This is a genomic window from Gaoshiqia sp. US2 (genome assembly GCF_059705485.1).
In genome coordinates this window covers 844,243-856,952 of the sequence record NZ_AP048550.1, presented here as the reverse complement: position 1 = coordinate 856,952, position 12,710 = coordinate 844,243, and the positions used below count along the sequence as shown (strand labels likewise).

7 protein-coding genes are annotated in these 12,710 nt (G+C 39.3%); 1 reads left to right on the top strand and 6 read right to left on the bottom strand.

Going from position 1 to position 12,710, the window contains the following annotated elements:
• Positions 1-70: 70 nt before the first annotated feature.
• The 4 genes from AC6H3C_RS03320 to AC6H3C_RS03305 all read right to left on the bottom strand — a co-directional run bounded on the left by AC6H3C_RS03320 (position 71) and on the right by AC6H3C_RS03305 (position 8,131).
• Positions 71-1,519, bottom strand: a complete 1,449-nt coding sequence (locus AC6H3C_RS03320; protein ID WP_497519226.1) for an arylsulfatase — start codon at positions 1,517-1,519, stop codon at positions 71-73.
• 82 nt (positions 1,520-1,601) lie between these two features.
• Positions 1,602-3,152, bottom strand: a complete 1,551-nt coding sequence (locus AC6H3C_RS03315; protein WP_497519225.1) for a glycoside hydrolase family 28 protein — start codon at positions 3,150-3,152, stop codon at positions 1,602-1,604.
• A gap of 55 nt (positions 3,153-3,207) precedes the next feature.
• Positions 3,208-4,758 (bottom strand): RagB/SusD family nutrient uptake outer membrane protein, encoded by a 1,551-nt coding sequence (locus tag AC6H3C_RS03310; protein WP_497519223.1) that lies wholly within the window; start codon positions 4,756-4,758, stop codon positions 3,208-3,210.
• A 22-nt stretch (positions 4,759-4,780) separates the two neighbouring features.
• Positions 4,781-8,131, bottom strand: a complete 3,351-nt coding sequence (locus AC6H3C_RS03305) for a TonB-dependent receptor (RefSeq protein WP_497519222.1) — start codon at positions 8,129-8,131, stop codon at positions 4,781-4,783.
• Between the two features lie 238 nt (positions 8,132-8,369).
• Between AC6H3C_RS03305 and AC6H3C_RS03300 the strand changes: the two genes are divergently transcribed.
• The gene (locus AC6H3C_RS03300) at positions 8,370-9,560 is read left to right on the top strand and encodes an IS4 family transposase (protein ID WP_497519221.1); all 1,191 of its coding nucleotides are present in this window, start codon (positions 8,370-8,372) and stop codon (positions 9,558-9,560) included.
• Between the two features lie 655 nt (positions 9,561-10,215).
• On the opposite strand, the gene AC6H3C_RS03295 is transcribed toward AC6H3C_RS03300, so the two are convergent.
• Both AC6H3C_RS03295 and AC6H3C_RS03290 read right to left on the bottom strand, forming a co-directional pair.
• Positions 10,216-11,019 carry a cellulase family glycosylhydrolase gene (locus AC6H3C_RS03295; protein ID WP_497519220.1) on the bottom strand — a complete coding sequence of 268 codons (804 nt, stop codon included), beginning with the start codon at positions 11,017-11,019 and terminating at the stop codon, positions 10,216-10,218.
• 9 nt (positions 11,020-11,028) lie between these two features.
• Entirely contained in the window at positions 11,029-12,513 is a 1,485-nt protein-coding gene (locus AC6H3C_RS03290; RefSeq protein ID WP_497519219.1) for a hypothetical protein, read from the bottom strand.
• Positions 12,514-12,710 lie beyond the last annotated feature (197 nt).

Here is a 12,710-nt window from a genome sequence, read left to right as displayed (position 1 = left end):
AGTAATGATCTAAATTCAACATCTGAAAAACAACAGAATGAATTCTCCTTTTTAGCGAGTAAACCAATATTTATTTAACGAAAAAAGGGAAGCTGTAGGATTCAGTATGAGATGAATCTATTAATGCCATCATTTCCTTAACCATCTCAGGATATTTAGAAGCGACATTGTCTTCTTCACCTAAATCAACTCGTAGGTCGTACAATTCAGTTGTGGCCTTTGTTTGATCAAGAACATTGTAGCGCACCAGTTTCCAATTGTTTCTCCGCAAGGCCTGTCTTCCATCATTTTCATGAAACTCCCAGTAAAGATAATCATGCTCTGCTTGCCCCGAGGTCCCTAATAATGTCGGGAGAAAAGAAATCCCTTGAATATTTTCAGGAATTTTGGCTCCTACCAGTTCGGCAAAAGTTGGCATGACATCCCAAAAAGCAGAAATATGATCCGATGTAGTACCTGATTTTATTTTCTCAGGCCATCTGGCAATCATCGGCTCACGAATGCCACCTTCATACAAGTCACGCTTATAACCTTTTAACGGACCATTGCTATCAAAATAATCTGGATCTGCTCCACCCTCCAAGTGAGGACCATTGTCTGAAGTAAAAATAACAAGGGTGTTGTTATCCAAGCCTAGCTCTTTTAACTTGGCCATCAATTCGCCCACTTGCTGATCCAGCAAAGATACCATTGCAGCAAAAGCCGCATGAGGTTCTTCTTGAGCACCATACGCTCCTACCCGAAAACCTTTATCTCCAGGACTGGCTCCTTCGTATCTACTTTCAGGTAAGAATTTATTTCTGTATTGAGCAAGATTCGCTTCTGGCAAAAGAAGTTCTGCATGTGGAATTGTTGTGGCATAATACATGAAGAAAGGGCTATTCTTATTCTCCTCCACGAACTTTAACGCTTGTTCGTGGATTAATTTAGGGGCATATTGCCCAAACTGGTCACCTGCATTGGCCGACAAAACTACTTTTTCATGATTATTCCAAAGATGATCCGGGTAATAGTTATGAGCCAGAGTTTGGCTATTGTATCCATAAAATTGGTCAAAGCCTTGCTTATTTGGATCTCCTTCTGTCGAGATAAAACCAAGCCCCCACTTTCCAAAAGCACCCGTTACGTACCCCGCTTCTTTTAACATTTCCGCGATGGTAAAAGACTCAGCCGGTAAAGGTGCTTGTCCTTCCGGCCTCATCCCTTTATTGCCCCTTATAGGCGTATGTCCAGTATCCTGACCGGTCATTAATGAAGAGCGAGAAGGCGCACACACAGCGCATCCCGCATAATGCTGTGTAAATAGCATGCCCTCTTTCGCGAGTTTATCAATATTGGGCGTTTCAATTTTTTTTTGCCCATAACATCCTAAATCACCATAACCAAGATCATCGGCTAGGATATAGACAACATTTGGCTTTTCCTGCTCTATAAGGTTCGTTTTATTACCTATGGATGAACATGAAGTCATCAGGGTAGCAACGGTAATCGAAGAAATTATTATTTTATCAGTTTCCATATATTATTACAATCTATTCATCAAAAAGGATTATTCTAACCTATTAAATCTGATTATCTAACAAATCAAATTTATTTCAGCATCATCTAATCTGCTCAAGCCTGTCATTTAGTTTAGTCCCCTTGGAGAAGGAGCCTTTAGATAGGGAAAATTTTCTGTCACCATACTCTATTCTTATGTCTTTAATCTCCCCATTCAAGTAAAAAGGAATTGAAGATCCACCGCTGAGATTATACCCTGAGAAGAATACATTCTCGGCATTATTAAAACTGAACACTGGAGTCTCTGTATTTTTATTACGAACTTCGAAATTATCCAGCTTTAAAGACTTAACAATCCGGAACTCAAGTGGATTTTCATCATCAGAAAAAATATTACTGTCTTTGATAGTCAATCCGTCCACATTCTCTATAATTCCAGCAGTTTGGGCATTCACATTAACGTTGCTGAGCCGGATATTTAACAAAGGACTTTCCTCCAACCCAATAAGGTATAATGCATCCCTGACGTTTTGCCCCCTGACATTATCTATAAATATATTTTTTATGACAGGAGTTGTTTCATCAAATGCCCGAGCTGTCCTGGTAGTATCATAATACATCATGTCAAAAACAATTGCTGCCTGTCGAATATTTTTCATTACGATGTTGTTGAAGGATACATCCTCAATTACATTACCTCTCCCACGGGGCGCTTTGAGCCGAATTCCTCTGTCAGTTCCATTAAATATACAATTTGAAACAACCACATTCCTCACTCCTCCAGACATTTCACTACCTATAACTACCCCTCCATGCCCTCTTAACATTACACAATTTGTGATCGTAATATTCTCACATGGCTTTCCATCTTTTCTCCCCTCTTCATTAAAGCCCGATTTAATGGTTACGCAGTCATCGCCTGTTGACAAATAACAATTCGAAATGCGAACACCGTTACACGAATCAGGGTTTATTCCATCTCCATTCGGAACCTCATATGGATTATCAATCGAAATTCCTGTAATGTTAATGTTCTCACAAAAAACCGGATGAACAGTCCATTTGGGCGAATTGATTATTGTTATACCTGACAATTCAATATTCTTGCAGTTGAAGAATTCAATCAGGCAGGGTCTTGACAATGCATCTTTATTTCGTGTTCCTTTATTTAATTCAAGTGTTCTCTTCTCGCTGGGGGTAAGCAAATCCACCTTAAAGTTGTTAGCTCGCAAAAACCGGATACGATCCCACCATGGTTTTCCTTGTCCGTCAATAGTTCCCCGTCCCTGAATTGAAATATTTTCGAGATCCCTTCCATAAATAAGACCTGCGTGTTCGTAACCATTTCTGGTATTTACTAATGGAAAATCATCAAAATCAGAACTCCCTGCGATAATTGCCCCTGCTTCAAGATAAAGTGTAATATTGCTTTTTAATTCGATTGTTCCTGAAACAAACCGTCCCGCAGGAACATATACAGTTCCTCCTCCTGCTTCCGATGCAGCGTTTAATGCATTGCCAAAAGCAATTGTATTTAATGTTTCACCATCACCAACTGCGCCAAAATCGACGACGTTAAATCGCTCTCCAAAAACATTGGATGGTAGCGCCAAGCATGAAAAAATGAACGTAAAACAGATTAACACTTTCATAACTTATTTAGTCTTTGGTTTGAAATTAAAATTATAGGTCTGTTAAAGAAACTAACTATGGTGCAATTTTAAATCCTTCAGGATTCTGAACAAGTTTACTTGTTGAAATTGCCTGAAATGGAATAGGTGCAATATACTGTTTCCAGGTAATTTCAGATGCAGGTTTAGCCAATGGCACTTCTTCCGACACATCTCTTTTTGCAGCGACTTCTGCCACCCTTTCCAATCTCACCAAATCATTCCACCGTTTAGCTTCTCCTGCCAATTCCCAACCTTTCTCGTCAACAATTTGATCCGCAGTTGCAGAAATTACATCTACAATGGAATTTTGTTGATCATAAGGCAATCCAGCAGCACGCCTTCTCACTTGATTCAAGGCTTCTATCGCATCGCCTGATATACTTCCACCATTTATATGGGCTGACGCTTCCGCGTAAATAAGTAATACCTCAGCATACCTAAAAAATTCAATAGCTCTATAACCCACAATACGATCGGAAACAGTAAGATCACCTGAGATAGCAAACTTCTTATACATCGGGTGTTTCCTTTGTGAATTTTTCCATGGTTTAGTCGGTGGTGTCAAGTCTACTATGGTACCATTAGCTACCCCTCTTTGTGGAATATCTTTATAAAATGTAGCTTCTTTTCTAGGACTCTCAGGGAAGTCATTGAAGAATTGCCGTTCCGGAAATAAATCAGACCATCCTCTGGACTCATGAAAACTTGTGTTGGCGGGCCAAGGTGATTGTATATCTTCTGACTTCGAAAATTGAATCGAAAAAACTGATTCCCTGCTGTTTTGGTTTTCCAACAGCCATAGCTTATCGATAGGAAGCAATTGAAAATAGCCCAAATCAATGACCTCTTTTGCTTTATTTGCAGCTAATTGATATTTGCTTTCATCTTTAACTGGCCACCCGGACCATGTAAGATATAAATCAGCAAGCAAAGTTTTTGCAGCTGAATTTGATGCTCGCCCAACAGCACCAACGGCCCCAGGTTCTGGTAACGATGATTCGGCTATTTTCAAATCTGCTTCGATATGCTGATAGTTTTCCAAAACTGTCGCCCGAGTTTCATTTCCGGTTGGATTGGTATTTTCCAATATGATTGGTAAATTACCCCATCTTTTTACCAAAATCAGGTAAGCAAAAGCCCTTAAGAATCGGGCTTCTCCATCGGCAATTTTAATCACATCTTCTGGTGCTGTCGATGTTTTTAGTCCATTAATGAGGGTATTGGAATAATAAATCATCTTCCAGGAACTATCCCATGTTGCATCCAGAAAGTTAATCGCTGAATTTTCACCCGCGCCATAATCAAACCGGTCAAACACCCTAAGAGGGGCTTTGTTTCCGCCAGACCAGGTTGTGATGTCATCTGACCCATACCCTGTAATTTGGAACGTGTGCGGAGCAAATGATTTTTGGAATATTCGGTAAATCGGTGCCAAGGAAGCTTCGATGTCATTTTCAGATTTCAGATTCTCAAGAGATAAAACACTGCTTGTGTCCTCCTCCAGGTCAAACACGCATGACTGCCCAAAAAACAAAATTGAGACAGAAGTAATAATTATTGCTATTAATTTATTTGGCGTTTTCATAATTTTTTATTAAGTAGTTACATTAAAATGTTAACTTGATCCCACCCGTAACCGACCTTGATAACGGATAAGTACTTACATCGATTCCTAAATCAACATCTGAATTCCCTGTTGCAGTGGATTCGGGGTCGTAGCCAGCGTATTTTGTCAGAATAAATGCGTTTTCAACACTCGCGTATAAACGGACCATATTGATCCCAACTTTGCTAAAAAGACGATTCTTATTAAAGGTATAGCCAAGACTAATATTTTTAAGCGCTATATATGAACCGTCTTCCAAAAACTGACTTGACAAAATCTCGGTTCCATCTCTACCAGAAGGTATATTGCTTGGGTTCTCCGTAGTCCAACGGTCCATATAATCACGATGGGTTGCATGATATACACTAGAGGCTAATCCCATCATTGCTGCACGCTGAAGATTATAAATATCATTCCCGTACGAGCCGGTGAACAAAAAATTCAAATCGAGATCTTTCCATGAAATAGAAGTATTCCAACCAAAAGTGAAATCAGGATTTCCGTCGCCAATTGTTGTGATATCATCAGTTGAAATTACTCCGTCATTGGAAATATCTTTATATTTCGCATTCCCAGGTATCTTTCCAAATTTTGCAGCCTCTGCTTCTTCGCCAAGCTGATAAACTCCTTCAAAAACATAGCCCCTAAATGAACTTATTGGTTCACCAACTTCTATCCGAGTTGGATTTACAGGAATATATCCAACATAAGACAGACCTTTTTCTATAGGCTCATTATTGACAAGTGCAAGTACTTTGTTTAAATTGCGGTTAAAAGATATATTGGATGAAATGTTCCAGTCTTTTTTTCTGACAGGAATTATGTTTAAGCTAATCTCAAATCCTTTATTTTCAACTTCGCCAATATTTTCAACAACAAACGTTGGCCCGACAAACCCGGGCAAAGCCCGTTCCAATAGAAGATCTGAAGTGTGCTTTTTATATGCATCTACTGAAAACGAAACCTTTGAATCAAACAGTCCCAAGTCCAGTCCAATATCGACTTGTGAAGTTTTCTCCCAGGTCAGATTGGGGTTGGCCATTCGGTTTGAAGGAGCAATGCCAATTGTAGCCGCACCCCCTGAAAATGGATAGTTTAGACTGGCATCGACAAGCGCTTGCTCTCTTGTTGCTAATGCATTAATTGCCTGGCTACCCGTAACACCGTAACTAACCCGCAATTTTAAATTGCTGATCGCTTCAATCCTCTGAATAAACTTCTCTTCCGAAATTCTCCACCCCAATGATCCTGACGGGAAATATCCCCATTGCTGACCTTTCCTAAACTTACTTGAACCATCTGCCCGCATTGAAGCTGTAAGCAAATATTTATCTTTATAAGAGTAATTAACACGACCAAGGAAAGATTGTAAACTTTCGTCATAGGCCGAATTTGTGTTTCTCTGTATTAGTCCTAAAGACAACTTTTTATATGTCATGTTATCGGAAAAGAATCCTTCTGCACTTGCTGTTACGCCGGAATAGGTTAACATATATTGCTCATGAATAACGTCAACCTGAAATTTGTGACCCTTAATTTTGTCGTTAGCATAAGTTAGGCGATTCGTGTTTAATAATTTCAAATACTCTTTATCCGAAATCTCAGCAGCACCAATACCAGTGAAAAGTATAGATTCATAGGAATTATTGTTTATATTTTCGTGATCAACACCCCCGGAAATATTCAGTGTAAGGTTATCCAATAATTTTATGTCAATATCTCCATAAGCCGTCGCGATATTATCGTAATAATCATGCTTGTTTTCATTTGGTCGGATTAATGGATTCGGAAAACCATTACCAACACCTGGCTTTAATGTTGCAAAGTTGTATTCACCGTTTTCGTTATAAGCAGGAGTCGTTGGATCCCAGGTTAAACCTTGCCTTAAATCTGCCCGAACACCTGTACTTATCTTTCTTGTTCCACTGACGTTGAATCCTAATCTTATTTTTTCCGAAATATCAGCATTAATTTTCGCTCTAATCGTATATCTCTCAAAATCCGTATTTATGATTGTGCCACCTGCCTTATAATAACTTCCTGACAAATAAAAATCTACCTTCTCATTTCCGCCTTCAACAGATAACTGATGATTCACATATTGCCCGGTCTTAAAGAAACGGCCTTGCCAATCTTCTCCTCCATTAGTCCGAAGCTCTTCAATTTCTTGATCTGAAAACCATTCTGAACCTTCCATAAAGTTGACCCCTTCTGCAAACTCCGCTGCTGACATTACCGGAAGTTTCTTGGTAATTTTTGAAACTCCGGTAAATGAATCTAAAGATACTTTTGTTTTGCCACCTCGCTTACCACTTTTAGTTGTAACCAGTATCACACCGTTCGCTCCTCTGGAACCATAAATAGCTGTAGCTGAAGCATCCTTTAATACTTCCATGGATTCGATGTCATTAATATTAATTGAAGAAATATCATCAGAAATAAATCCATCAACAATGTATAAAGGAGTGTTATTACCGGAAATAGAATTTGCTCCCCTGATTCTTATCTTATAGCTACCACCAGGACTACCACCAGTTTGTGTAACTTGTACACCAGCAGCCCTACCCTGCAATGCTTGATCAACCCTTGTCAACGGTTGTTTGTCAAAATCTGCTGACGTCACCGAAGTTAATGCGCCTGTAAGATCACTCTTCTTCATTGTACCGTACCCAACAGCCACAACTTCTTCAATGCCTACTGTTTCCTCTTTTAAAACAACATTAAAGGAAGATTGACTTCCGACTGGCATTTCCATAGTTGCATAGCCAACAAATGAAAATACAAGAGTTTTCGTATCTGCAGAAACGTCTAAAGTAAATGTCCCATCAATATCTGTAATCGTACCAACGGTTGTACCCTTAACGATAACTGTTGCTCCAGGAATGGGTTCCCCGTCCACATCAGTCACTGTTCCTGACAATGTCCTTTTTACTGATTTGGGCTGCTCTGAGTTTTCATTGATATTGCCAGGGACTTGTTTTGGGATAGTTCGGTCCGGGGTCAGAATTATTTGTTTTTTTAATATTTCATAATGTATCCCGGAATCTTTAAATAACTCGTCCAGGATTACTTCAATTGTTGAATCCTCAACCTTTAAATCCACTCTTTTTTTCAGATCAACTACTTCACTCTTGTAGATAAATACAAATTCGCTGTTTTCCTCGATCTTATGAAACACGTCTAAATACGATGCCTCTTCCAAATCTAACGTCAATTTTGTTGACTGAGAATAAATCGATGCCGAAACAGTCATTAACCCCGCAAATAACAACAAAACTGTTAATTTCATTATTAGTAATAATCTTTTAAAGTATCTCAAATGGATACCCCATCTCCTACGTATTTTGTTCATGATTTGTTTTATTAAAATTAGTAACTCAGTTTAATCTTATTCGACTTATGGGTGTTGGCTCACCCATTAGCTTCTACCTCCAATTTCATTTCATTTTTTAGTTCGTTTTTGGGGTCATTGCTGTCCCATTAAAATCTAATAATGTTCTTTGAAATGTTTGAAATTTAGTTAGTTATAGGCTTTTTTCGATTAAACGGATTTCAATTTGCATTTTCGCTATTCATTAACAGATTAGCAAATGCATAAGGATAAATACGTTTTTGCTCAGTTAGCATCGTTCCTGGATAGGAATAAGTTCAACTACATCGTTCGCAAGTATGACGGTGACAAATACGTGAAGCATTTCACTTGTTGGAATCAATTGCTTGCTCTGATGTTCGGGCAATTATCAAATCGTGAAAGCCTGAGAGATTTGATTGTTGCAATTGATGCTCATCATTCCAAATCTTATCATTTGGGTTTAGGCAAGAATGTTTCAAAATCATCCTTAGCCAGAGCTAATCAAGACAGAGACTGTCGCATCTTTGAAGAATATGCTTACTATCTGGTTAACGAAGCCAGGCAGAAAAGAGTTTCTGACATCTTCAAGCTTGATGGTAATGTCTACGCTTTTGATTCAACAACGATTGACTTGTGCCTTTCCGTATTCTGGTGGGCGAAGTTCCGCAAGAAAAAAGGCGGAATCAAAGTGCATACATTATATGATGTAGAAACACAAATCCCAGCATTCTTTCATATTACTGAAGCTTCGGTACACGACTCTACGGCAATGAAAGAAATTCCTTATGAATCAGGATCATATTACATATTTGATCGTGCATATAATCACTTCAAGATGTTGTACAGGATTCATCAGATAGAAGCCTTCTTCGTTGTCAGAGCAAAGAAGAATCTTCAATACAAGATAATCAAATGGAAACGAAGAATGCCCAAGAACGTACTTTCAGATGTAACGATTGAAATGACTGGTTTTTATCCCAGGCAATATTATCCAGAACATCTTCGAATGGTCAGATATTGGGATGAAGAACAAAAGCGTGAGTTTGTATTCTTAACCAATGCAATGCACATTTCAGCTCTTCAAGTTGCTGAACTTTATAAGAACCGCTGGCAAGTCGAGCTATTCTTTAAATGGCTAAAACAACATCTGAAAATCAAGAAATTCTGGGGTACTACTGAAAATGCCGTTCGAATCCAGATTTACGTTGCTATATGTACCTACTGCTTGGTAGCAATTGTCCAGGAAGACATGAATCTTGACAGAAGTACTTATGAGGTTTTGCAAATCTTGAGTATATCATTGACTGATAAAACTCATCTTCGAGACCTTTTTAAGAGAACTAAATTTCAAAATGACAAAGAACGTTTTAGGCTTAATGAGCCAAATTTGTTTAATATTAATAACGTCCCAATTTTAATGGGACACTAGTGTTTTGGGGTTATAAATTATCACAATTGCTTAATGGTTTATGTTTACCTCATCTGTTTTCGTATATCGACATTCAATAGTCTTTGAGGGATACTCCATCGCTACATTCAAAAATTTGTCCTATGGGTTAATTCTTCATCTCTAATTACCGTCAGAATATCTATTCTCTTCTTTCTATTCATAGGGAATTAAATATCGACAATAGATGATCATGGAATCTAAATATAGACAGTCAACCAGGAATATTTGTAATTATTCAGTCTATATTCTTATTCCATTAAGCTTTAGATATATCTCCCTGCGCCTTCCTATAGGGCAATAATAAGCAAATATGTGTCTGAAAACTTGGGAATCGGGTAGGAAGCGGCTCACGCCGCTGTCCCCCCACACCACCTGGCATACTTCCGTACCTCGGCGGTTTCTACTAATTTCTTACCTTTCCATCCTGACAAGTAATGACTGTAGCCCGATTTGGGCAAACGCCAGACAAGCCGGATTTACCCCCTTCCCCTCCGTATGACTATTGGGCATCTTGATTCCAAGCTCAATTACCCGGGGAAACAGGTCTTATATCCGGTTTCTGTTCGTCTTGTCAGACTTTTGCCTACGGCTGCCTTCCACAGATTGCAGTCACCTGCGACACCCTTGCTTTCGGCTAGCGGATTCCGGTCATTACGGCTCCGTCGGGACTTCCACCCTTTAGATCAACAGCATGCCCGGCACACTGGTAATGGGTCGACATAAAGTCAACCGATTTTTTCATGTTCCCCACTTTCCACAAATTCGGATAACCGGTACCGATCCCATTGGTCACAGGCAAGTCCACCCCTTCTTTAAAAGCCTTGTAAATGGCCTGCATCCAGTCATCGATTTGTTTTTCTGAAGCATTAAGTTTCATTTTGCTGCTCAATAAAACATTGATCTCGTTGCCAAAATCAAAAACCTGCACGTTCGGGTTGTCCCGGTACCTTTTGGCCAATCCCCTTACCAGGAACTGCTCTGCTTTAATCAATTCCGGATTGGTAAAAAGATTGCCGTCGGTCGCCCATTTAGGTACAAAAACGTGGCCTGACACAAAGCCAGTCAACGGGGCTAATTGTAATGAGATGTGATATTTTTCTGCCAGTTCAACAATCCTTTCCAGACGTTTCAGGATCGCTTTATCCAGCTTGTTTGGCTCGGGCTGCACCAGGCTCCAAAGCGGGAAATACCTCAGGCAGTTCACACCCAGTTCACTTAGCATCTTCATGTCATTTTCGTATGCTGCCTCATTCCATATTTCCAGGTTCAGCAACCAATTTTTGGACACCACATAATTGGCGCCGTGAAGGAACACTTGTTTCCCGTTTTGGGAAGCAAACCCGTCCTTCAGTCTCCAACTTTTCTGAGAATAAGTATTTTGTGGTATGAAAAACGTATTACAAGCAAACAGGAATATTATAAATATTTTTTTCATCATACCTTCCACTTAAAGGGTTATGCGATCTATTTTCAAAGCGATATCAATTGCAAAAACCGGGGAGCCCAAAGAAATTATTCCTCCATCGCATTCAAGATCAACCGGCTGAATCACTTTCATATCTGCGGGGTTTATCCATTCAGCTTTGTATTTTCCTGAAGTTAGGTTCAGTTCAGGCTTAACCTGATAATTGCCGGAATGGGTAGTATAGGAAGTCCTCTTCTTTAATTCTCCCTGATGGAAATACATAACATATTTTGATCCGTGATCACTTAATGCACTAAAATGCGTATTATCCGCTATCCCTCCAATGAGAACAGTCGTCTCACGGCTCATCTTTGTTAAATCCAGTTCCTCAATAAAGTGTTTTAGATTTCCCATTTGGTTACGGAGCGAATCAGCATGGGCCGTGAAACCTTCTTCGTCTTTCACGGAATAGGAAGTCAAGGCAAGATTACTATAACCACTTCCCCCTCCTATCATAAATTCCCACGCTTCCACGCGGGCATCTGCCGCTGTATATTGGATAACCCTTCTGCTATCTTTGAATTCTGTTTCATCAAAAATGAACGCCTTTCCCGAATCATACAATTTGTTCAGCCAGACCATAGCGCCAACGTCCGGATCGCCTACATAATGAAAGTTAATAGTGGACACATGCGAAAAATCGATCCTTCTGTAAGTATCGTTTACAGCAATCATGTGTCTCTTTTCTTCTGAAAGGGAATTTTCTGTTTCCAGAAATGTTTTAATCATTACTTTATGCCAAGCGGCCCTTTCATCCGGGGTTACCGGAGGATTTCCGTTTTTACTCCAGTATGGCTCGTTACATATTTCAAAATAAACATTGTCAAAATCCTTGCATTCGCTAACAATCTTCCGAACCATCTTCTTCTGGTATTCTACCAATTCGGAATTTGAAAGTGTAATAAAACGGTGAAAGTGATCTAATTCTCCAACTCCCTGAATATTATTCTCCGGGTTCATCGGACATGCAGTCCAACTTCGCTCATTATAAAATGGGCAAAAAAGTACAAACTCAACAACTACCCCATGTTTTGACGCAGAAGTAAGCAACCGGTGCATTCGTTCAAAATATTCCGGATTCCATTTATCCAGATCAAATTTATAACCGTGAAAACCTCCTTTTTCGTTACTCCATGCCCAAGGGGCTATAAAATTACTTTTGCCACGGGGCGAAAGCGAAGTAGGTTTTACAGGCTGTTCGATAAAAGTACCGGAAAAAACCCTTGTTTGGTTCAATCCATTGGATTCAAGAACAGCATGATAAGCTTCAAAATCGAAATCCTTGTTAAGCAATGAACTATAGTGCTCTCCCACTGTCAACAGCACAGTTGGTTTCCCCCTGAACAAAAAATAATGGGGATTAGCAGGTAACAAGCGAATTGCTGTTTTCCCATCGGGCTGGCTTTTGCCTCCATTATTTTGGCAGGCAACCGTAAAAAAGACACACAAGAGTGTAATAAGTGTCAAATAACGACACGGTAAAACGAATTTTCTTTTAGTTTGATCAGGTTTAGTTATTGTTGTCATTTCAGTTTTATATCAAATCAATTGCATCAATTTTCAATTTTTATCATTTATATCTCCCTCAATTTCCTAACTATCGGTTCTGAATGAAGATATAGACAGCCCTTCGATACTGAACGGGGAACCTTCCGTGAATTCGA

Bases quoted from the DNA above. Each gene is read 5' to 3' on its own strand.
- AC6H3C_RS03320 (WP_497519226.1), bottom strand. From the start codon at position 1,519: ATGGAAACTGATAAAATAATAATTTCTTCGATTACCGTTGCTACCCTG.
- AC6H3C_RS03315 (WP_497519225.1), bottom strand. From the start codon at position 3,152: ATGAAAGTGTTAATCTGTTTTACGTTCATTTTTTCATGCTTGGCGCTA.
- AC6H3C_RS03310 (WP_497519223.1), bottom strand. From the start codon at position 4,758: ATGAAAACGCCAAATAAATTAATAGCAATAATTATTACTTCTGTCTCA.
- AC6H3C_RS03305 (WP_497519222.1), bottom strand. From the start codon at position 8,131: ATGAACAAAATACGTAGGAGATGGGGTATCCATTTGAGATACTTTAAA.
- AC6H3C_RS03300 (WP_497519221.1), top strand. From the start codon at position 8,370: ATGCATAAGGATAAATACGTTTTTGCTCAGTTAGCATCGTTCCTGGAT.
- AC6H3C_RS03295 (WP_497519220.1), bottom strand. From the start codon at position 11,019: ATGATGAAAAAAATATTTATAATATTCCTGTTTGCTTGTAATACGTTT.